We start from the raw sequence: 22,524 nt of genomic DNA on the forward strand, positions 1-22,524 counted from the left end.
CGGGTTCGAATCCCGTCGTTCGCTTAGAGAGGCCGGGGTGGCGGAACTGGCAGACGCACAGGACTTAAAATCCTGCGATTGGTAACGATCGTACCGGTTCGATTCCGGTCCTCGGCATAATATAGAGCACCCTTAGCTCAACTGGATAGAGTACCTGACTACGAATCAGGCGGTTAGAGGTTCGACTCCTCTAGGGTGCATTTTTCTATTTAACTCGGGAAGTAGCTCAGCTTGGTAGAGTACTTGGTTTGGGACCAAGGTGTCGCAGGTTCGAATCCTGTCTTCCCGATTCATTACAGAGATACGTAGGTGTATCTTTTTTATTTAACTAGATATTATATACATTGAGAGAGAAACAGTTTGCTTCTCTCTTTTTTTAAATTTCAGTAATTCATTTTGATTGCGTATGCTTTTTTGTTTCATGATTTGTTCAATGAATACTGTAGTTTAGGTACATAAATTAAAATTTGACAGATTGCATAATTCTTACAAACTTTTAAGAAAGTAATTGAAGAATTTTTTGTTCTGCCTATAATATATGTGTTTGTTCGATAAAAATTTCTGCTCTTTTGATTTTAAATTGGATTTGGTATTTCTTTTGAGGAAGCTGCTTTAGATTTTTCTAATTGTGTTTTATTGTATAGTGTATCTTGCTTGTTTTGAACAGAATCTTTTATGACATTTGTCATATCTCCTCATGACAGAAGCTTCTAGTGATTCTACCCTTAAAGAATTATACTAGATGTATCAAATGGAGGAAGAAAAAAATGAAGCATAAAGTAATTGTCGCAATGAGTTTAGTAGCAGCAGGAGTCATGACTTATCTCATGTTCTCAGGATTGGATGAAGATTTCTATCATTTTCCTTGGGAGCTATTTGCAGGATTTGGAATGATGTCCTGGCTTATCCGAGAAGGTTTGAAATTAGTCTCAGATGTGAAAAAGGAGTTTGAAAAATGAAAAAAGCGTTTCTCTATCTTTTTATTGGACTATCACTAGTGGTATGGTTGGTAGAAATGTTTACAGGTTGGTTTGATCAAACCTTCCTTCACCAATTCATCCGTGGTGCCTGGGGACTAGGATTTATGATTTTTATCGCCTTTCCTATGGGAAAGGAGTGGCTGAAAGGAGAATATCATGAACATGATTAAGGTAGAAAGCCTAAATAAAAACATCAAGGGCAAGGCTATTTTGAAGGATATTTCCTTTGAGGTAGCTGAAGGTGAATGCGTCGCCTTGATTGGGCCCAATGGTGCTGGGAAGACCACACTCTTGGACTGTTTGCTTGGAGATAAACTGGTCACAAGCGGTCAAGTATCCATCCAAGGCTTGCCAGTGACGAGCTCTAAGTTAGACTACACTAGATCCTATCTCCCTCAAGAGAATGTAATCGTTCAGAAACTAAAGGTAAAAGAGTTGATTGCTTTCTTTCAAAAAATTTATCCAAATCACTTGAGTAATCAGGAAATCGATCAACTATTGCAGTTTGACAAGCAACAGAAAGAGCAATTTGCAGAAAAATTGTCAGGCGGGCAAAAGCGTCTCTTCTCTTTTGTCTTGACCTTGATTGGGCGACCAAAGCTTGTCTTTTTAGATGAACCAACTGCTGCCATGGATACTTCAACTCGTCAACGCTTTTGGGAAATTGTTCAGGAGTTAAAAGCTCAGGGAGTAACCATCCTCTATTCGTCCCATTATATCGAAGAGGTAGAGCATACTGCGGATCGAATCTTGGTCTTGAATAAGGGAGAGTTGATTCGCGATACAACACCTCTAGCCATGCGCAGTGAGGAGATTGAAAAGCACTTTATCCTTCCTCTAGCATATAAGGAAGTTGTCGAACAGTCAAACTTGGTTGAAAACTGGTCACAAAAACAGGATGCTCTACAAGTAGTCACACGCGAAGCAGATGCTTTTTGGGAACTGTTAGTGCAAGCAGGATGTAGGATTCAAGAAATTGAAGTCAATAATCGTAGCTTACTGGATACAATCTTTGAAGAAACACAAAAGGGAGATGACTAAGATGAAACGATGGACCGCACTAAACAAGATAGAATTTCTATTGACCAAACGACAATTAGTCTATTATCTATTATCCGTAGGGATGCCGACAGCCTTCTATTTATTCTTTTCAGGCATGTACCAGAACACACCCGGTGGACCAGATAATTTTATGCGTGATTACCTCATCTCCATGACAGCCTTTTCCATGATGTCGACAGCTATGTTTTCATTCCCAGCTGTTTTATATACCGATAAAATCAACAACTGGCAGAAAACATTGCGCCATACCCCTGTAAATATGGTAGAATATTATCTATCAAAGATAACAAGTATGATGGTTGATTATCTGGTCTCAATCCTGGTTGTTTTCTCAGTTGGGCACTTGGTCAGAGGTGTGGATATGCCTTTAGGAAGCTGGATTGGGGCTGCGTTCTTGCTGATAGTAGGAAGTGTAGCTTTTGTAGCGCTTGGCTTGACCTTGACACTCTTGCCTTCTAGTCAGCTGATGTCTGTCGTGAGCAATCTTCTCTATCTAGGCTTGGCTGTTTTAGGTGGACTCTGGATGCCCATCTCTTTATTTCCAGACTGGATGCAAGCAATCGGGAAGTGCCTACCAACTTATCAGTTGATGGAGTTGCTCAAGACCTTCTTAAACGAGGGTAGCATCAATCTATCAGCTACAGTTTATCTACTTGTTTTTTCAGCAGTTTTGTTTGGTTTGACCATTTACCTTCAAGGTCATAAGGAGAATGCTTAATGCTTGAAAGACTGAAAAGCATACACTATATGTTTTGGGCCAGTTTAATTTTTATGATTTTCCCCATCCTACCTGTAGTGACTGGGTGGCTTTCTGCCTGGCATTTATTGATTGATATTCTATTTGTAGTGGCATATTTGGGTGTTTTAACAACTAAGAGCCAGCGCCTATCTTGGCTATATTGGGGCCTCATGCTGACTTATGTAGTTGGGAATACTGCCTTTGTTGCTGTTAATTATATCTGGTTTTTCTTTTTCCTATCTAATCTCTTAAGTTATCATTTCAGCGTAGGTGGTTTAAAGTCTTTACATGTCTGGACTTTTCTTCTTGCTCAAGTCCTTGTTGTGGGCCAACTGTTGATTTTTCAGAGAATCGAAGTTGAATTTCTATTCTATCTACTTGTAATTCTTGCTTTTGTCGATTTAATGACTTTTGGCTTGATTCGGATTCGGATTGTGGAGGATTTGAAAGAAGCACAGGCTAAGCAAAATGCCCAGATAAATCTATTGCTTGCTGAAAATGAACGCAGTCGTATCGGTCAAGATTTGCATGATAGCTTGGGACATACCTTTGCTATGCTGAGTGTCAAGACAGATTTAGCCTTGCAGTTATTTCAGATGGAGGCTTATCCACAGGTGGAAAAGGAATTAAAAGAAATTCACCAGATCAGCAAGGATTCCATGAATGAAGTTCGGACTATTGTAGAAAATCTTAAGTCTAGAACTCTGGCATCAGAACTAGAGACTGTGAAAAAGATGTTAGAAATTGCTGGAATTGAGGTGGAAATAGGTAATCAACTAGATACAGCTAGCTTAACTCAGGAATTGGAGTCAACGGCTTCCATGATTTTGCTTGAATTAGTGACCAATATCATCAAACATGCTAAAGCGTCTAAAGTCTACTTGAAATTAGAACGGACAGAGAAAGAACTCATTCTAACAGTGAGAGATGATGGCTGTGGCTTTACTTATATAAAGGGGGATGACCTCCATACAGTTCGAGATCGTGTTCTCCCATTTTCGGGAGAAGTAAAGGTAATTAGTCAGAAACAACCGACAGAAGTTCAGGTTCGACTACCTTATAAGGAGAGAAAGTAGATGAAAGTGTTAGTCGCAGAAGATCAAAGTATGTTGCGAGATGCTATGTGTCAATTGCTCACGCTTCAACCGGATGTGGAGTCTGTCTTTCAAGCCAAGAATGGGCAAGAAGCAATCCAACTATTAGAAAAGGAGTCTGTAGATATCGCCATCCTTGACGTAGAAATGCCTGTTAAGACAGGTCTTGAAGTCTTGGAGTGGATACGAGCAGGAAATCTAGAAACAAAGGTGGTTGTGGTGACGACCTTCAAGCGTCCTGGGTATTTTGAACGTGCGGTCAAGGCTGGAGTAGATGCTTATGTATTAAAAGAACGAAGCATTGCAGACCTCATGCAAACCTTACACACTGTCCTTGAGGGATGCAAGGAGTATTCGCCTGAATTGATGGAAGTGGTGATGACGCATCCCAATCCATTAACGGAGCAAGAAATCGCAGTTTTAAAGGGAGTCGCTCAGGGTTTCTCTAACCAAGAAATTGCAGATCAACTTTATTTATCAAACGGAACAGTCCGAAACTATGTCACCAATATTCTTTCGAAACTAGATGCAGGTAATCGAACAGAGGCAGCTAATATCGCGAAAGAATCTGGTTGGTTGTGATGATATAATATTTTTTTGAACATTATGTGTTAAAATTGATGGGATTGAATGGAACAATACTAACTTTAGGAGGGTGGGATTCCTCCTTTTTCTTTTTGGGGGGAGCACCACAAAAGAGCTAAAATTAAGAATAAAAAAGAAAAATATCTTGACAACCAATGGAAAATTTTGTTACAATAATAGACGGTACTTTTTACTTTTGGTCTCTCAAGAGTGTACAGGGACGTGCTGACAAATGTTGCAAAAGTACACACAGATGATAGCTGTCACCAAGTGTATCATCACCAAAAATAAAAAAACACAGGAGAATGTAGATGCCTACAATTAACCAATTGGTTCGCAAACCGCGTAAATCAAAAGTAGAAAAATCTAAATCACCAGCTTTGAACGTTGGTTACAACAGTCATAAAAAAGTTCAAACAAACGTTTCTTCACCACAAAAACGTGGTGTTGCAACTCGTGTTGGAACAATGACACCTAAAAAACCTAACTCAGCCCTTCGTAAATTCGCTCGTGTACGTTTGAGCAACCTTATCGAAGTTACTGCCTACATCCCAGGTATCGGACACAACTTGCAAGAGCACAGCGTGGTTCTTCTTCGTGGTGGACGTGTAAAAGACCTTCCAGGGGTACGTTACCATATCGTCCGTGGTGCACTTGATACTGCAGGTGTTAACGATCGTAAACAAGGCCGTTCTAAATACGGTACTAAACGTCCAAAAGCATAAGGAAAGGGGATAAAGAGAAATGAGTCGTAAAAATAGAGCTCCAAAACGTGACGTATTGCCAGATCCGCTTTACAATTCACAACTAGTTACTCGTCTTATCAACCGCGTTATGCTTGATGGTAAACGTGGTACAGCTGCTTCAATCGTTTACGGTGCCTTTGAGCAAATCAAAGAAGCTACTGGAAACGATGCACTTGAAGTATTTGAAACAGCTATGGAAAACATCATGCCTGTACTTGAAGTACGTGCACGTCGTGTTGGTGGTTCTAACTACCAAGTCCCAGTTGAAGTTCGTCCAGAACGTCGTACAACACTTGGACTTCGTTGGTTGGTAACAATCGCTCGTCTTCGTGGTGAACACACAATGCAAGACCGTCTTGCAAAAGAAATCTTGGATGCTGCTAACAACACTGGTGCAGCTGTTAAGAAACGTGAAGACACTCACCGTATGGCTGAAGCTAACCGTGCATTCGCACACTTCCGTTGGTAATATAGGATGCGAAAGCGTTAAGAAAGTCCCAGAGAAAATAGGGAATCAAAGCAGGTTGCGATTGCAACCAATGAGATTCATCTTTTTCTCCAGACTTTTAGCTTGAGCTCAACTCAACTAACTTGGGCTTTTAGCCCGAGTTCAATTCAACTTGTAAATCTACAAGTTGAAACCAACAATAGCATGAAAACATTGAGAACGGGTAGGTCCTGCCTATCCGTTTTTATTAAAATCGTGTTATAATAGAATAGAAATCAAAAATAAATAGGAGAAACAAACCTCATGGCACGCGAATTTTCACTTGAAAAAACTCGTAATATCGGTATCATGGCTCACGTCGATGCTGGTAAAACAACAACTACTGAGCGTATTCTTTACTACACTGGTAAAATCCATAAAATCGGTGAAACTCACGAAGGTGCGTCACAAATGGACTGGATGGAGCAAGAGCAAGAGCGTGGTATCACTATCACATCTGCTGCGACAACAGCTCAATGGAACAACCACCGCGTAAACATCATCGACACACCAGGACACGTGGACTTCACAATCGAAGTACAACGCTCTCTTCGTGTATTGGATGGTGCGGTTACCGTTCTTGACTCACAATCAGGTGTTGAGCCTCAAACTGAAACAGTTTGGCGTCAAGCAACTGAGTACGGAGTTCCACGTATCGTATTTGCCAACAAAATGGACAAAATCGGTGCTGACTTCCTTTACTCTGTAAGCACACTTCACGATCGTCTTCAAGCAAATGCACACCCAATCCAATTGCCAATCGGTTCTGAAGATGACTTCCGTGGTATCATCGACTTGATCAAGATGAAAGCTGAAATCTATACTAACGACCTTGGTACAGATATCCTTGAAGAAGACATCCCAGCTGAATACCTTGACCAAGCTCAAGAATACCGTGAAAAATTGATCGAAGCAGTTGCTGAAACTGACGAAGAATTGATGATGAAATACCTCGAAGGTGAAGAAATCACTAACGAAGAATTGAAAGCTGGTATCCGTAAAGCGACTATCAACGTTGAATTCTTCCCAGTATTGTGTGGTTCTGCCTTCAAGAACAAAGGTGTTCAATTGATGCTTGATGCGGTTATCGACTACCTTCCAAGCCCACTTGACATCCCAGCGATCAAAGGTGTTAACCCAGATACAGACGAAGAAGAAACTCGTCCAGCATCTGACGAAGAGCCATTTGCAGCTCTTGCCTTCAAGATCATGACTGACCCATTTGTAGGTCGTTTGACATTCTTCCGTGTTTACTCTGGTGTTCTTCAATCAGGTTCATACGTATTGAACACTTCTAAAGGTAAACGTGAGCGTATCGGACGTATCCTTCAAATGCACGCTAACAGCCGTCAAGAAATCGACACTGTTTACTCAGGTGATATCGCTGCTGCCGTTGGTTTGAAAGATACTACAACTGGTGACTCATTGACAGATGAAAAAGCTAAAATCATTCTTGAGTCAATCAACGTTCCAGAACCAGTTATCCAATTGATGGTTGAGCCAAAATCTAAAGCTGACCAAGACAAGATGGGTATTGCCCTTCAAAAATTGGCTGAAGAAGATCCAACATTCCGCGTTGAAACAAACGTTGAAACTGGCGAAACAGTTATCTCTGGTATGGGTGAGCTTCACCTTGACGTCCTTGTTGACCGTATGCGTCGTGAGTTCAAAGTGGAAGCGAACGTAGGTGCACCTCAAGTATCTTACCGTGAAACATTCCGCGCTTCTACTCAAGCACGTGGATTCTTCAAACGTCAATCTGGTGGTAAAGGTCAATTCGGTGATGTATGGATTGAATTTACTCCAAACGAAGAAGGTAAAGGATTCGAATTCGAAAACGCAATCGTCGGTGGTGTGGTTCCTCGTGAATTTATCCCAGCGGTTGAAAAAGGTTTGGTAGAATCTATGGCTAACGGTGTTCTTGCAGGTTACCCAATGGTTGACGTTAAAGCTAAGCTTTACGATGGTTCATACCACGATGTCGACTCATCTGAAACTGCCTTCAAGATCGCGGCTTCACTTGCTCTTAAAGAAGCTGCTAAATCAGCACAACCAGCTATCCTTGAGCCAATGATGCTTGTAACAATCACTGTTCCAGAAGAAAACCTTGGTGATGTTATGGGGCACGTAACTGCTCGTCGTGGACGTGTAGATGGTATGGAAGCACATGGTAACAGCCAAATCGTTCGTGCTTACGTTCCACTTGCTGAAATGTTCGGTTACGCAACAGTTCTTCGTTCTGCATCTCAAGGACGTGGTACATTCATGATGGTATTTGACCACTACGAAGATGTACCTAAGTCAGTACAAGAAGAAATCATTAAGAAAAACAAAGGTGAAGACTAATCTGTCCTCACTCTAGAAGGAAGTCACTTAGTGGCTTCCTTTTGTCTTTAGAAAATACCTCTAAATATGGTAAAATAGTAGGAGAATAATGTGAGGAAAATGAATGTCAAACAGTTTTGAAATTTTAATGAATCAACTGGGGATATCTGCTGAAATGAGACAGGATCCTGTTTTATCACAGGCTGATATTGAGCGAGTTGTGGTTCATAAAATTAGTAAGGTATGGGAGTTTCATTTCGTATTTTCTAATATTTTACCGATTGAAATCTTTTTAGAATTAAAGAAAGGTTTGAGCGAAGAATTTTCTAAGACAGGCAATAAAGCTGTTTTCGAAATTAAGGCTCGGTCTCAAGAATTTTCAAATCAACTCTTGCAGTCCTACTATAAGGAGGCTTTCTCTGAGGGGCCATGTGCTAGCCAAGGTTTTAAGTCCCTTTACCAGAATCTGCAAGTTCGTACTGAGGGCAATCAACTCTTTATTGAAGGCTCTGAGGCGATTGATAAGGAACATTTTAAGAAGAATCATCTTCCTAATTTAGCCAAACAACTTGAAAAGTTTGGCTTTCCAACTTTCAACTGTCAAGTAGAGAAAAATGATGTGCTGACTCAAGAGCAGGAAGAGGCCTTTCATGCTGAAAATGAGCAGATTGTTCAAGCGGCCAATGAGGAAGCGCTCCGTGCTATGGAACAACTAGAACAGATGGCACCACCTCCAGCTGAAGAGAAACCAGCCTTTGATTTTCAAGCCAAAAAGGCTGCGGCTAAACCGAAGCTGGATAAGGCAGAGATTACTCCTATGATCGAAGTGACGACTGAGGAAAATCGTCTGGTCTTTGAAGGGGTTGTGTTTGATGTGGAGCAAAAAGTGACCAGAACAGGGCGTGTTTTGATCAACTTTAAAATGACGGACTACACTTCAAGTTTTTCGATGCAAAAGTGGGTTAAGAATGAGGAAGAGGCTCAGAAATTTGATCTAATCAAGAAAAATTCTTGGCTCCGAGTTCGTGGGAATGTGGAGATGAATAACTTCACACGCGATTTGACGATGAATGTGCAGGATGTGCAGGAAGTTGTTCACTATGAGCGGAAGGATTTGATGCCAGAAGGTGAGCGTCGGGTTGAGTTTCATGCTCATACTAATATGTCGACCATGGATGCTCTACCCGAGGTCGAAGAAATCGTTGCTACAGCTGCTAAGTGGGGACACAAGGCGGTTGCCATCACGGACCATGGGAATGTCCAGTCCTTCCCACATGGCTATAAGGCGGCTAAGAAAGCGGGAATCCAGCTAATCTATGGAATGGAAGCCAATATCGTGGAGGACCGTGTCCCTATCGTTTATAACGAAGTGGGGATGGACTTGTCGGAAGCAACCTACGTGGTCTTTGACGTGGAAACGACGGGACTTTCAGCTATCTATAATGATTTGATTCAGGTTGCGGCCTCTAAGATGTACAAGGGGAATGTCATTGCTGAATTTGATGAATTTATCAATCCTGGGCATCCCTTGTCAGCTTTTACTACTGAGTTGACTGGAATTACAGATGACCATGTCAAAAATGCTAAACCACTAGAACAAGTTTTGCAAGAATTCCAAGAATTCTGCAAGGATACAGTCTTAGTTGCCCATAATGCGACCTTTGACGTTGGCTTTATGAATGCCAACTATGAGCGTCATGGTCTGCCAAAGATTAGTCAGCCAGTTATTGATACGCTGGAGTTTGCTAGAAACCTCTATCCTGAGTATAAACGTCATGGTTTGGGACCTTTGACCAAGCGTTTTGGTGTGGCCTTGGAACATCACCACATGGCCAACTACGATGCGGAAGCTACTGGTCGTCTGCTCTTCATCTTTATCAAAGAAGTAGCAGAAAAACATGGTGTGACCGACTTGGATAGACTAAACATTGATTTGATTAGTCCAGACTCTTATAAAAAAGCTCGGATCAAGCATGCAACTATTTATGTCAAGAATCAAGTAGGTCTAAAAAATATCTTTAAGCTGGTTTCCTTGTCTAATACCAAGTATTTTGAAGGGGTGCCACGAATTCCGAGAACAGTTCTAGATGCCCATCGGGAAGGTTTGATTTTGGGGTCGGCTTGTTCGGAAGGTGAAGTTTTTGACGCAGTTGTTTCCCAAGGTGTGGATGCGGCGGTTGAGGTGGCCAAGTATTATGACTTTATCGAAGTCATGCCACCAGCTATCTATGCTCCCTTGATTGCTAAGGAGCAGGTCAAGGATATGGAGGAACTCCAGACTATTATCAAGAGTTTAATAGAAGTTGGAGATCGCCTTGGTAAGCCCGTTTTGGCTACGGGGAATGTCCACTATATCGAACCAGAAGAAGAGATTTACCGTGAAATTATTGTCCGTAGTTTGGGCCAGGGGGCTATGATTAACCGGACTATTGGTCATGGCGAACATGCCCAACCAGCACCACTTCCCAAGGCTCATTTTAGAACGACTAATGAAATGTTGGATGAATTTGCCTTTTTGGGAGAGGAACTGGCTCGCAAACTAGTTATTGAAAATCCCAATGCCTTGGCAGATATCTTTGAACCTGTTGAGGTAGTTAAGGGTGACTTGTATACGCCTTTCATCGACAAGGCTGAAGAAACAGTTGCCGAGTTGACCTACAAGAAAGCTTTTGAGATTTATGGAAATCCGCTGCCAGATATTGTCGATTTGCGGATTGAAAAAGAACTAACCTCTATTCTGGGGAATGGATTTGCTGTGATTTATCTAGCTTCCCAGATGCTGGTACAACGTTCCAATGAACGGGGTTACTTGGTTGGTTCTCGTGGATCTGTCGGATCTAGTTTCGTTGCGACCATGATTGGGATTACGGAAGTTAATCCTCTCTCTCCTCACTATGTCTGTGGTCAGTGTCAGTACAGTGAGTTTATCACAGACGGTTCTTACGGTTCAGGTTTTGATATGCCCAATAAGGACTGCCCAAACTGTGGTCACAAACTCAGCAAAAATGGGCAGGATATTCCTTTCGAGACCTTCCTTGGTTTTGATGGGGATAAGGTTCCCGATATTGACTTGAACTTCTCGGGAGAAGACCAACCTAGCGCCCACTTGGATGTGCGTGATATCTTTGGTGAGGAATATGCCTTCCGTGCAGGAACGGTTGGTACGGTGGCTGCCAAGACCGCTTATGGATTTGTCAAGGGCTATGAGAGAGATTATGGCAAGTTTTATCGTGATGCAGAGGTGGAACGTCTTGCTCAAGGTGCGGCTGGTGTCAAACGAACGACAGGACAACACCCAGGGGGAATCGTTGTTATTCCTAACTACATGGATGTCTACGACTTTACGCCTGTCCAGTATCCAGCGGATGACGTGACGGCTGAATGGCAGACCACTCACTTTAACTTCCATGATATCGACGAGAATGTCCTCAAACTCGATGTACTGGGACATGATGATCCGACTATGATTCGAAAATTGCAGGACTTGTCTGGGATTGATCCTAATGAAATCCCTATGGATGACGAAGGCGTGATGGCCCTCTTTTCTGGGACTGATGTGTTAGGGGTAACACCTGAGCAAATCGGGACGCCTACGGGCATGCTGGGGATTCCAGAGTTTGGAACCAACTTTGTCCGAGGCATGGTCGATGAAACCCATCCGACAACTTTTGCGGAGTTGCTTCAGTTGTCAGGGTTGTCCCACGGTACCGACGTTTGGCTGGGCAATGCCCAGGATTTAATCAAGCAAGGAATTGCGGACCTGTCGACCGTTATCGGTTGTCGGGACGACATCATGGTTTACCTCATGCATGCTGGTCTCGAACCTAAGATGGCCTTTACTATCATGGAACGGGTACGTAAGGGCTTGTGGCTCAAGATTTCCGAAGAGGAACGCAATGGCTACATCGAAGCCATGAAGGCTAATAAGGTGCCAGAGTGGTATATCGAGTCCTGTGGGAAAATTAAGTACATGTTCCCTAAAGCCCATGCGGCAGCCTACGTTATGATGGCCTTGCGTGTGGCCTACTTCAAGGTTCACCATCCCATTTATTATTACTGTGCTTACTTCTCAATACGTGCTAAGGCTTTTGATATCAAGACTATGGGTGCGGGCTTGGATGCCATTAAGCGTAGAATGGAAGAAATCTCTGAAAAACGGAAGAACAATGAAGCCTCTAATGTGGAAATTGATCTTTATACAACTCTTGAGATTGTCAATGAAATGTGGGAACGTGGTTTCAAGTTTGGCAAACTCGATCTCTATCGTAGTCAGGCGACAGAGTTCCTTATCGATGGGGATACCCTCATTCCGCCATTTGTAGCAATGGATGGTCTAGGAGAGAACGTTGCCAAGCAGCTAGTGCGAGCGCGTGAAGAGGGAGAATTCCTCTCTAAAACAGAATTGCGCAAGCGTGGTGGGCTCTCATCAACTTTGGTTGAAAAGATGGATGAGATGGGTATTCTTGGAAATATGCCAGAGGATAATCAGTTGAGTTTGTTTGATGAGTTGTTTTAAAAAATTGCTTAATAATCTATTAAAAGTGGCTAATGTATATCCAATAGATTTACATTGGCCTTCTTTTTTGTTAAAATAGTCTATAGAAAGAGGGTGAGAGTATGTCAAAGACGAGTATGAGCATCCGTCTGGATAGTGAGGTTAAGGAGCAGGCCCAACAGGTGTTTAATAATCTGGGGATGGATATGACGACTGCCATCAATATTTTCCTTCGTCAAGCTATTCAATATCAGGGTTTACCTTTCGATGTTAGACTAGACGAGAGTCGGAAGTTGCTTGAGGTATTAACGGATTTAGACCAAAATCGTAATATGAGCCAATCCTTTGAATCAGTCTCTGACTTGATGGAGGATTTGCGTGCTTAAGATTCGTTATCATAAACAGTTTAAAAAAGATTTTAAGTTGGCTATGAAGCGTGGTTTGAAGGCAGAATTATTAGAAGAAGTTTTAAATTTTCTTGTTCAAGAAAAAGAACTTCCTGCTAGATATCGTGATCATCAACTGACAGCATCCAAGCATTTTCAAGGAGTTCGTGAGTGTCATATCCAGCCGGATTGGCTCCTGGTATATAAAGTAGACAAGGAAGAATTGATTTTAAATTTGCTGAGGACAGGAAGTCATAGTGATTTGTTTTAATAAATTTTAAGGGGGTTCTCATGAAACTAAGAATTTTTGCGGAAGATAAGCCGGCTGAGAAGGTATTTGAATATCAATTAGAACTTGCTGATCAAACAATTCTTCTATCAACAGCACTCTTGTCTGGTGCCATTGCTTTAGCAGGATTATTTTCTGCTTTGAAAGAAAAATAAACAAAAAGAAAAGGAAGAATAGAATGGTTTTACCAAATTTTAAAGAAAATCTAGAAAAATATGCGAAATTGTTGGTTGCGAACGGAATCAATGTGCAACCTGGTCACACTTTGGCTCTCTCTATCGATGTGGAGCAACGTGAGTTGGCTCACTTAATTGTCAAAGAAGCTTATGCCTTGGGTGCGCATGAGGTTATCGTTCAGTGGACAGATGATGTCATTAACCGTGAGAAATTCCTCCATGCGCCGATGGAGCGTTTGGACAATGTGCCAGAATACAAGATTGCTGAGATGAACTATCTTTTAGAGAACAAAGCTAGCCGTCTTGGGGTTCGTTCATCTGATCCAGGTGCCTTGAACGGAGTGGACGCTGACAAGCTTTCGGCTTCTGCTAAAGCTATGGGACTTGCTATGAAGCCAATGCGTATCGCAACTCAATCCAACAAGGTTAGTTGGACTGTAGCAGCCGCTGCTGGACTTGAGTGGGCTAAGAAAGTCTTTCCAAATGCTGCGAGCGATGAAGAAGCAGTTGATCTCCTTTGGGACCAAATCTTCAAAACTTGCCGAGTCTACGAAGCAGATCCTGTTAAGGCTTGGGAAGAGCATGCAGATATCCTCAAGAGCAAGGCCGATATGCTTAATAAAGAGCAATTTTCAGCCCTTCACTACACAGCGCCAGGGACCGATTTGACCCTTGGTTTGCCGAAGAACCACGTTTGGGAATCAGCTGGGGCTATCAATGCACAGGGCGAAGGATTCTTGCCAAATATGCCGACAGAGGAAGTCTTCACAGCGCCTGACTTCCGTCGCGCAGATGGTTATGTCACTTCTACAAAACCGCTTAGCTATAACGGAAATATCATTGAAGGTATTAAGGTAATCTTTAAGGATGGACAAATCGTAGATATCACTGCTGAGAAGGGTGATCAGGTCATGAAAGACCTTGTCTTTGAAAATGCGGGTGCGCGTGCCTTAGGTGAATGTGCCTTGGTACCAGATCCAAGTCCAATTTCTCAGTCAGGCATTACCTTCTTTAATACCCTTTTCGATGAAAATGCGTCAAATCACTTGGCTATCGGTGCAGCTTATGCGACTAGCGTAGTTGGTGGAGCGGAGATGAGCGAAGAGGAGCTTGAAGCTGCGGGGCTTAACCGTTCAGATGTTCACGTAGACTTTATGATTGGTTCTAACCAAATGGATATCGATGGTATCCGTGAGGATGGGACACGTGTACCACTCTTCCGTAACGGAGATTGGGCAAATTAAGGAGTCAAGATGATAGGAAGTATGTTCGTTGGTCTCCTAGTGGGACTCTTGGCAGGTGCTCTGACCAATCGTGGAGAGCGAATGGGATGTTTTGGAAAAATGTTTCTGGGCTGGATTGGTGCTTTTATAGGCCACTTGCTTTTTGGGACTTGGGGACCGATAATAGCAGGAACTGCCATTATTCCGGCAGTACTAGGTTCCATGATTGTCTTAGCGATTTTCTGGAGACGAGGAAGTTAATTGCTTAAATCTGATACTCAATGAAAATCAAAGAGCAAACTAGGAAACTAGCCGCAGGTTGCTTAAAGCACTGCTTTGAGGTTGTAGATAAGACTGACGAAGTCAGTAACCATACATACGGCAAGGCGACGTTGACGCGGTTTGAAGAGATTTTTGAAGAGTATGAAACGAAAAGGAGGTTGATCATTGTACCAGCCTCTTTTTGATATGATATAATAGTTCTATGAGATTAGATAAATTTTTAGTTGCCTGCGCTGTGGGGAGCCGGACTGAGGTCAAAAACATGCTCAAGGCTGGGCGCGTGACGGTAAATGGTAAAAAAGAAAAATCAGCTAAATTGCAGATTGATGAAGAAAGAGATGAGATTCGCTTTGATGGGCAAGTGTTGGAGTATGAAGAGTTTGTCTATTACATGATGAACAAGCCCCAAGGAGTTATTTCAGCGACTGAGGATCCCAAGCACAGAACCGTGTTGGACTTGCTGGATGATATTGCTCGGAGCAAGGAAGTTTTTCCAGTAGGGCGCTTGGATATCGATACGCATGGACTCCTGCTCCTGACCAATGATGGTCAGCTTGCCCATGATCTTCTTTCACCCAAGCGTCATGTGGATAAGACTTATCTGGCACAGGTTAAGGGAATTATGACCCAAGAAGATGTGGAGACATTTGCCAAGGGTATTCCTCTCAAGGACTTTACCTGCCAGCCAGCTAAGCTGGAGATTGTGTCAGTAGATTCAGAAAAGAATCAGAGTCAAATCCGTGTGACTATTGCAGAAGGGAAGTTCCATCAGGTTAAGCGTATGGTGGCTTACTGTGGCAAGGAAGTAGTGGACCTACAACGTTTGACTATGGGAACTCTAGTATTGGATGAGAACTTGCAGCGAGGAGAATGGCGTCGCTTGACCAAGGAGGAGTTAGAAGCTCTCCTTGCGAATATTGCCTAATTTGATTTATATTCGAAAAGGTGAGGGAGAATATCCTTGCCTTTTATGTTTTTCAGTTGCTTACTTTGTGAAAAGAGTTATAATAGACTGTAGAATAAAAGGAGGACTCTATGAACGCGATTCAAGAATCATTTACTGATAAACTATTTGCCAACTATGAAGCAAATGTAAAATACCAAGCGATTGAAAATGCTGCCAGCCATAACGGAATTTTTGCAGCTCTAGAACGTCGCCAAAGCCATGTAGACAACACACCTGTTTTCTCATTGGATTTGACCAAGGACAAGGTTACTAACCAGAAAGCGTCTGGTCGGTGCTGGATGTTTGCGGCCCTTAACACCTTCCGTCACAAACTCATCTCGCAATACAAATTGGAAAACTTTGAGTTGTCACAGGCCCATATTTTCTTCTGGGATAAGTATGAGAAATCAAACTGGTTCTTGGAGCAAGTCATTGCGACTGCGGACCAAGATTTGACGAGCCGTAAGGTTAAATTCCTACTTCAAACTCCCCAACAAGATGGCGGTCAATGGGATATGGTCGTTGCCCTCTTTGAAAAATACGGTGTTGTTCCCAAGTCTGTTTATCCTGAGTCAGTTTCATCTAGCAGTAGCCGTGAGTTAAATGCAATCCTTAACAAATTGCTTCGTCAAGATGCCCAAATCTTGCGTGATTTGCTTGCTTCTGGCGCAGACCAAGCGACTGTTCAAGCTAAGAAAGAAGACCTCTTGCAAGAAATCTTTAATTTCCTTGCTATGTCACTAGGCCTTCCACCACGTAAATTTGACTTTGCTTATCGTGATAAGGATAACAACTACCAAAGCGAAAAGAGCATTACTCCACAAGAGTTTTACAAGAAATATGTCAATCTTCCTCTAGAAGACTATGTTTCTGTTATCAACGCACCAACTGATGACAAGCCTTACGGCCAATCTTACACAGTTGAGATGTTGGGAAATGTGGTTGGTAGCCGTGCAGTTCGCTACATCAACGTACCGATGGAGCGCTTGAAAGAATTGGCGATTGCTCAAATGCAAGCAGGTGAGACTGTTTGGTTTGGTTCAGATGTCGGTCAGCTCAGCAACCGTAAAGCCGGAATCCTTGCGACAGATGTTTATGACTTTGAATCAAGCATGGACATTAAACTCACTCAAGACAAGGCTGGACGTTTGGACTACAGCGAAAGCTTGATGACCCACGCTATGGTCTTGACAGGTGTTGACTTGGACGAAAATGGCAAGTCAACCAAGTGGAAGGTTGAAAACTCATGGGGAGACAAGGTCGGTACAGATGGTTACTTTGTTGCCTCAGACGCTTGGATGGACGAATACACATACCAAATCGTTGTCCGTAAAGAATTGCTGACAGCAGCAGAACAAGCTGCCTATGAAGCAGAACCAATTGTACTCGCACCATGGGATCCAATGGGTGCCTTGGCCGAATAAAAGTATAGAAAAAAGGAATCAGATTTTAGAACCTGATTCCTTTTAAGTTGCTTGATTACATGATGTGAAGAACATGTGCCACAATACCCACTGCGAAGAGTGCAAGGATAATAGTGATTGGAGATACTTTTTTCTTAAGCAAGTACATGCAAAGGAAAGTAAGGAGTAGTCCTGATAGTCCAGGAATCAACATATCCAAGTTTTGTTGGAAAGTAGTAACTTTTTCAGATGTTTGAGATAATCCTTGTCCTACTTGTGCGAATGCTTCTTGGATACCTTTAGATCCTTCTGGCAATTTATCCCAATGGATATAAGCCTTTTCATCTAGTTGAACTTTGGCAACATCGAAAGCAAATTTAATATTTACCCAACGTTGAACAAGGACAGCAAGAATGAACATACCAAGGATAGAAGCGCCTTTAGTGATGTCTTGAAGGATACCGCCAGACATGTCTTTAGTGATTTCTGATCCAGCCTTGTATCCAATCTCTTGTGTATACCACAAGAATGACATACGAATCAAGTTCCAAAGAACGAAGAAGAGGATTGGACCTAAGATATTACCAGTAAGGGCAAGTGAAGCACCGAGTGATCCAAGGATTGGGCGTACTGTAAACCAGAATACTGGGTCACCGATACCAGCAAGAGGTCCCATCATACCGATTTTAACCCCTTGGATAGCAGCGTCATCAATTTCAACACCGTTAGCACGTTCTTCTTCAAGTGCAAGAGTAACTCCCATGATTGGAGCGGCTACGTATGGGTGAGTGTTGAAGAACTCAAGATGGCGTTCAAGAGCAGCGATTTGATCTTCTTTTTTAGTGTAGAGTTTTTTAAGAGCTGGAATTAATGAGTAAGCCCAACCCAAGTTTTGCATACGTTCATAGTTCCAAGAACCTTGTAAGAAAGTTGAACGCCACCAAACTTTTTTACGATCTGATTTAGTTAATTGAAGTTTTTCAGTCATGATGTTTTCAGTCCTTTCTTATCTTAGTAGTCTTCTAGGATATCGCCGATTGGGTCGTTAGAAGTTGCGGCTCCTCCGCCACCATTTCCACCAGTTTTAGAAAGGTGAAGGTAGATAAGAGCGATAGCAACACCGATAGCACCAAATCCGATTAGAGTAATATCTGACACGGCAGCAAGCACGAAACCGATAGCGAAGAATGGCCATACTTCACGAGTTGCCATCATGTTGATAACCATAGCGTAACCAACGGCAACGACCATACCACCACCGATAGCCATACCATCTTTGAGCCAATCAGGCATAGCATTTAGAATGCTTTGTACTGTTTCAGTTGGTACCATTAGAAGGAGTGCTGCAGGGACTGCAATACGAAGACCTTGAAGAAGAAGTGCGACAAAGTGAGCACGTTCAACTGCTTTGAAGTCACCTTTTTTAGCAGAAGCATCAGCAGTGTGAACCAATCCGACAGAGAGTGTACGGACAATCATAGTCAAGAATAGACCAGCAACTGCAAGAGGGATAGCAACCGCTTGGGCAACACCGATACCTGTCTTAGTAAAGTCGCCACCAAGAACCATGATAATGGCAGCAGCAACAGAAGCAAGAGCAGCGTCAGGAGCTACGGCAGCTCCGATGTTAGCCCAACCAAGGGCGATCATTTGAAGAGAACCACCAAGGATGATCCCTGCTTCAAGGTTACCAGTAACAAGACCGATAAGGGTACAAGCTACGATTGGTTGATGGAATTGGAACTGGTCGAGGATACCTTCAAGACCTGCTAGGAAGGCTACAACGACTACTAAAACCATAGAAATAATAGACATCTTTAAAATCCTTTCATAAAATCGATTATTGCACGTTTGCTTTGTTGATCAAGTCAAACAAATCTTTTTTGGTGTCGTTTGGTACTTTACGTACATCAAATTCAACACCAAGGTCACGCATTTTTTCAAATGTAGCAACGTCTTCTTTATCCATAGACAAAACGTTGTTAACCATTGTTTTACCAGTTGAGTGAGCCATTGATCCAACATTAAGAGTTTTGATTGGCACGCCACCTTCGATAGCACGAAGGGCATCTTGAGGTGTTTCAAACAAGATAAGGGCATGTGTTCCTCCGAAGCGAGGATCTTTTGCAACGTCGATTAGTTTTTGGATAGGAACAACATTTGCTTTCACTTTACCTGGAGCTGCTTGTTTAATCAATTCTTTACGTAATTCGTCTTTAGCTACGTTATCTGAAGCAACGATGATACGGTCTGCTTTTGAATCTGGAGTCCAAGCAGTTGCAACTTGACCGTGAAGTAAACGAGTGTCTAGACGGGCAAGGTTGATTTTGAGTTTACCGTCTCCGATGACAGTTCCTTCTGGAATAGCAGCTTGGGCAACTGGAGCAGCTGCAGCGCTTGCTACTTCCTCAACTGGGTTTAGCTCTTCTGGAAGAGCCTTGATGCCATCTTTGGCTTCTTTAATGATATTAGCAGCGACTTTTTCTACACCTGCAGCAGCGTCCATGAGGCGCTCTGTGTAGGCTTGAATTAACATCGGTAAGTTCAGTCCTGTGATGATGGCAAACTTACGCTCAGGATTTTCTCCCATCACGCGACTAGCTTGGTTAAATGGAGATCCACTCCAAAGGTCAGCCAAAACTAGAACCTCATCTTCTGCGTCAAATGCAGCAACAGCGTTATTAAACTTAGCGTATAGATCATCAGGACCTTCGTTTGGCATAAAGGTTACAACTTGAACCTTTTCTTGTTCACCAAAGATCATAGATCCTGACTGATGAATACCCGCAGCAAATTCGCCGTGGCTCGCAATAATGATTCCGATACTCATTATTGTCATTCCTCCTTTTTTGTTTTAGTTTTCGTTTAAGAAAACTTTAAGACTGTTTAAGTATAAACCGTTTTCATCTAAAAATCAACTATTTATCATAAAATAATTAAAAATATTACATCTGAAAATATTGATATATTGAGTTTTAGAGAAGTTTTTTTGAATCCTTATTAAAAAATTTAATATAAAAAAGTTGGAAGCGCATTCCAACTTTTAAAATAGGTTTCTAATAGATTAGTGGGTGAAGTCGAGTACCATACGTCCTTGGATTTGACCTTTTTCCATTTCGTCGAAAATGGCTACGGCATCTTCTATTGGACGTTTTTGAACAACTGGAACTACTAAACCTTCTGCACCGAATTGGAAGGCTTCTTCCAAGTCTTTACGAGTTCCTACAAGAGAACCGATGACTTGGATTCCATCTAGAACGGTTTTTACGATACTTAGTTCCATCATTTCAGAAGGAAGGCCGACAGCGACAACGCGACCACCAGCACGAACTGAGTCAACAGCCTGGTTGAAGGCAACTTTAGATACAGCAGTTACGACAGCTGAATGAGCTCCACCATCAGTTTTTTCCTTGATGAGTCCTGGTACATCTTCAACTTCGAGGCCGTTAATAACAATGTCAGCGCCTACTTCTTTTGCAAGGGCAAGTTTGTCGTTATTGATATCAACTGCGATGACATGAGCATTGAATACTTTTTTAGCGTATTGAACAGCTAGGTTACCAAGGCCACCAGCACCGTAAAGAACAACCCATTGGCCTGGTTCAACTTTGGCCTCTTTAATAGCTTTATAGGTTGTTACACCAGCACATGTGATAGAAGAGGCTTGGGCTGGATCAAGTCCGTCAGGAACTTTAACAGCATAGTCTGCTGTTACGATACATTGTTCAGCCATACCACCGTCTACTGAGTAGCCGGCATTTTTTACTGTACGGCAAAGAGTTTCACGGCCAGTTGTACAGTATTCGCAAGTACCACATCCTTCAAAGAACCAAGCAACGCTGACGCGGTCGCCGACTTTAAGACTTTTAACATCTGGTGCAATTTCTTTAACGATACCAACACCTTCGTGACCTAGGACACGTCCTGGTACCTGACCGAAGTCGCCATGGGCAACGTGGAGGTCAGTGTGGCAAACACCACAGTATTCAATTTCTACAAGTGCTTCCCCAGTTTCAAGTGGACGGAGTACTTTTTCTTCAACAGCAACACCAGTGCTTTCTGGATTTACAACAACAGCTTTCATATCTATCCTCCTTGATATTGACCGAGAACAGGGATAACGGGACTGGATTGATTTTGTGTCAACAGAGTCGAGTATGACGAGCTCTCTTGTATTTATATGTGAATTATATCACAAAAGAAAGCCTTTTCCAAGGTTTTGGAGGTAAAAAATAGAACAATCGATTAACTGGTTGATGAGACTGTGAAAAGAACACAAAGACCAGCTCGCAAGCTGGTCATACTCTTCGAAAATCAAATTCAAACCACGTCAGCTTCGCCTTGCCGTACTCAAGTACTGCCTACGGCTAGCTTCCTAGTTTGCTCTTTGATTTTCATTGAGTATCAGTATAGGTTATAAGAATAAATCTTGCAGGGTTTTGGCAACCCCGTCTTGGTCATTTGTCAAGGAAATTTGCTCATCTGCATAGGGGAGTAGCTCTGGGTTGGCATTTTTCATGGCATAGCCCTTCCCAGCAAAAGCGAGCATTTCAGTATCATTGTGTTCGTCTCCAAAGGCAATCAAATCCTTTTTGTCACGGTTCATTACCTTGAGCAAGTAGTCCAAAGCAAAGGCCTTGTTGACACCTTTTGGGGTACACTCAAGGATATTGAGCGGACCTCCCCAGGTATTGATAGACAGTTGATGCTGGTAGAAGGCGTTCATTTCTTTTGCCAAGGCATATTTGTCACTGGCTCTGGTCTGTAACAGAATACAGTTAGGATCCTTGGTTACTAACTCAGGTTGAAATTGATTTTCAGGCTGGAAAGCTTCTACACCAAATAGTTTAGGATTGGCAATTTCTTCATTAGGATTTGTAATGTAGAATTTTTTACGGTATTCTCCAGCGATAAAATCGGCTTGAATGTCTTCTGAACGTCGAACCATATCTAAAAGATATTTTTTGTCTACAGTCAAACACTTTTCAAAATCCCAAACTTGGTCTGGTAAATGAGTGAGGGAGCCGTTGAAGTTAATCATAGGAGTGTCTAAGCCTAGTTCATGGTAAAAATCTTTTGACATTCGGTAAGGGCGCCCTGTTGTAATAATAACTTGATGGCCTTTTTCAACAACTTTTTTGATGGTTTTTTTGGTAAAGTCAGAAATTTGACTGTCTGAGTTGAGTAGGGTTCCATCCAGGTCAACTGCAATAATTTTTTTCGTCATAGGGACCTTTCTAGTGTCTTTTCAGATAAGATGTCTACTATTATAACAGAAAGCAGGCAGAAAAGCAGATTCGAAACAA

The 22,524-nt window shown here is 42.3% G+C and carries 22 protein-coding genes and 3 tRNA genes; 20 read left to right on the top strand and 5 right to left on the bottom strand.

What is annotated here, in order from left to right:
- Positions 1–31 precede the first annotated feature (31 nt).
- The 20 genes from CYK16_RS06765 to pepC all read left to right on the top strand — a co-directional run bounded on the left by CYK16_RS06765 (position 32) and on the right by pepC (position 17,239).
- A tRNA-Leu gene (locus CYK16_RS06765) sits at positions 32–117 on the top strand.
- Positions 118–126: 9 nt separating this feature from the next.
- A tRNA-Arg gene (locus tag CYK16_RS06770) sits at positions 127–200 on the top strand.
- Positions 201–215: 15 nt separating this feature from the next.
- Positions 216–289 (top strand) — tRNA-Pro (locus CYK16_RS06775).
- Positions 290–767: 478 nt separating this feature from the next.
- The gene (locus CYK16_RS06780) at positions 768–959 is read left to right on the top strand and encodes a hypothetical protein (RefSeq protein WP_012972435.1); all 192 of its coding nucleotides are present in this window, start codon (positions 768–770) and stop codon (positions 957–959) included.
- Positions 956–1,150, top strand: coding sequence for a hypothetical protein (locus CYK16_RS06785; RefSeq protein WP_060806051.1), 195 nt, complete (start codon positions 956–958; stop codon positions 1,148–1,150). Before CYK16_RS06780 ends, CYK16_RS06785 begins: the two co-directional genes overlap by 4 nt.
- Positions 1,137–2,021, top strand: coding sequence for an ABC transporter ATP-binding protein (locus tag CYK16_RS06790; protein WP_060806052.1), 885 nt, complete (start codon positions 1,137–1,139; stop codon positions 2,019–2,021). The genes CYK16_RS06785 and CYK16_RS06790 overlap by 14 nt, the downstream gene beginning before the upstream one ends.
- A gap of 1 nt (position 2,022) precedes the next feature.
- Positions 2,023–2,760: an ABC transporter permease gene (locus tag CYK16_RS06795; RefSeq protein WP_060806053.1), complete on the top strand. Its 738-nt coding sequence runs from the start codon at positions 2,023–2,025 to the stop codon at positions 2,758–2,760.
- Positions 2,760–3,857 carry a sensor histidine kinase gene (locus CYK16_RS06800; protein ID WP_060806054.1) on the top strand — a complete coding sequence of 366 codons (1,098 nt, stop codon included), beginning with the start codon at positions 2,760–2,762 and terminating at the stop codon, positions 3,855–3,857. The genes CYK16_RS06795 and CYK16_RS06800 overlap by 1 nt, the downstream gene beginning before the upstream one ends.
- The gene (locus tag CYK16_RS06805) at positions 3,858–4,457 is read left to right on the top strand and encodes a response regulator transcription factor (RefSeq protein WP_060806055.1); all 600 of its coding nucleotides are present in this window, start codon (positions 3,858–3,860) and stop codon (positions 4,455–4,457) included.
- 314 nt (positions 4,458–4,771) lie between these two features.
- Positions 4,772–5,185, top strand: coding sequence for a 30S ribosomal protein S12 (gene rpsL / locus CYK16_RS06815; protein ID WP_001142332.1), 414 nt, complete (start codon positions 4,772–4,774; stop codon positions 5,183–5,185).
- Positions 5,186–5,204: 19 nt separating this feature from the next.
- A complete protein-coding gene (gene rpsG / locus CYK16_RS06820) occupies positions 5,205–5,675 on the top strand; it encodes a 30S ribosomal protein S7 (protein ID WP_000087873.1) in 471 nt (156 codons plus the stop codon).
- Between the two features lie 282 nt (positions 5,676–5,957).
- Complete coding sequence (gene fusA / locus CYK16_RS06825) at positions 5,958–8,039, top strand: elongation factor G (RefSeq protein WP_000090350.1); 2,082 nt, start codon at positions 5,958–5,960, stop codon at positions 8,037–8,039.
- 103 nt (positions 8,040–8,142) lie between these two features.
- Positions 8,143–12,534: a PolC-type DNA polymerase III gene (locus tag CYK16_RS06830; protein WP_060806056.1), complete on the top strand. Its 4,392-nt coding sequence runs from the start codon at positions 8,143–8,145 to the stop codon at positions 12,532–12,534.
- A gap of 101 nt (positions 12,535–12,635) precedes the next feature.
- Positions 12,636–12,899 (top strand): type II toxin-antitoxin system RelB/DinJ family antitoxin, encoded by a 264-nt coding sequence (locus tag CYK16_RS06835; protein ID WP_000047861.1) that lies wholly within the window; start codon positions 12,636–12,638, stop codon positions 12,897–12,899.
- Positions 12,892–13,170: a type II toxin-antitoxin system YafQ family toxin gene (locus tag CYK16_RS06840; protein WP_042900272.1), complete on the top strand. Its 279-nt coding sequence runs from the start codon at positions 12,892–12,894 to the stop codon at positions 13,168–13,170. Before CYK16_RS06835 ends, CYK16_RS06840 begins: the two co-directional genes overlap by 8 nt.
- 20 nt (positions 13,171–13,190) lie before the next feature.
- Entirely contained in the window at positions 13,191–13,343 is a 153-nt protein-coding gene (locus tag CYK16_RS06845; protein ID WP_000776626.1) for a hypothetical protein, read from the top strand.
- Positions 13,344–13,366: 23 nt separating this feature from the next.
- Positions 13,367–14,608, top strand: coding sequence for an aminopeptidase (locus tag CYK16_RS06850; protein WP_060806057.1), 1,242 nt, complete (start codon positions 13,367–13,369; stop codon positions 14,606–14,608).
- A 9-nt stretch (positions 14,609–14,617) separates the two neighbouring features.
- On the top strand, positions 14,618–14,848 hold the full coding sequence (locus tag CYK16_RS06855; protein WP_004258119.1) for a GlsB/YeaQ/YmgE family stress response membrane protein: 231 nt from the start codon (positions 14,618–14,620) through the stop codon (positions 14,846–14,848).
- A 223-nt stretch (positions 14,849–15,071) separates the two neighbouring features.
- Positions 15,072–15,794, top strand: a complete 723-nt coding sequence (locus CYK16_RS06865; protein ID WP_060806059.1) for a pseudouridine synthase — start codon at positions 15,072–15,074, stop codon at positions 15,792–15,794.
- 110 nt (positions 15,795–15,904) lie between these two features.
- A complete protein-coding gene (gene pepC, locus CYK16_RS06870; RefSeq protein WP_060806060.1) occupies positions 15,905–17,239 on the top strand; it encodes an aminopeptidase C in 1,335 nt (444 codons plus the stop codon).
- A 55-nt stretch (positions 17,240–17,294) separates the two neighbouring features.
- On the opposite strand, the gene CYK16_RS06875 is transcribed toward pepC, so the two are convergent.
- The 5 genes from CYK16_RS06875 to CYK16_RS06900 all read right to left on the bottom strand — a co-directional run bounded on the left by CYK16_RS06875 (position 17,295) and on the right by CYK16_RS06900 (position 22,445).
- Complete coding sequence (locus CYK16_RS06875) at positions 17,295–18,206, bottom strand: PTS system mannose/fructose/sorbose family transporter subunit IID (protein WP_000136865.1); 912 nt, start codon at positions 18,204–18,206, stop codon at positions 17,295–17,297.
- Between the two features lie 23 nt (positions 18,207–18,229).
- Positions 18,230–19,033, bottom strand: a complete 804-nt coding sequence (locus CYK16_RS06880) for a PTS mannose/fructose/sorbose transporter subunit IIC (protein WP_000022716.1) — start codon at positions 19,031–19,033, stop codon at positions 18,230–18,232.
- Between the two features lie 25 nt (positions 19,034–19,058).
- Positions 19,059–20,048, bottom strand: coding sequence for a PTS sugar transporter subunit IIB (locus CYK16_RS06885; protein ID WP_004258131.1), 990 nt, complete (start codon positions 20,046–20,048; stop codon positions 19,059–19,061).
- A gap of 234 nt (positions 20,049–20,282) precedes the next feature.
- Positions 20,283–21,302 (bottom strand): alcohol dehydrogenase AdhP, encoded by a 1,020-nt coding sequence (adhP, locus tag CYK16_RS06890; protein ID WP_000649185.1) that lies wholly within the window; start codon positions 21,300–21,302, stop codon positions 20,283–20,285.
- Positions 21,303–21,632: 330 nt separating this feature from the next.
- Positions 21,633–22,445: a Cof-type HAD-IIB family hydrolase gene (locus CYK16_RS06900; RefSeq protein ID WP_060806061.1), complete on the bottom strand. Its 813-nt coding sequence runs from the start codon at positions 22,443–22,445 to the stop codon at positions 21,633–21,635.
- Positions 22,446–22,524: the final 79 nt, after the last annotated feature.

The organism is Streptococcus oralis subsp. dentisani, assembly GCF_002860905.1.
In the GTDB taxonomy this organism is placed as follows: Bacteria; Bacillota; Bacilli; order Lactobacillales; family Streptococcaceae; genus Streptococcus; species Streptococcus oralis_BA.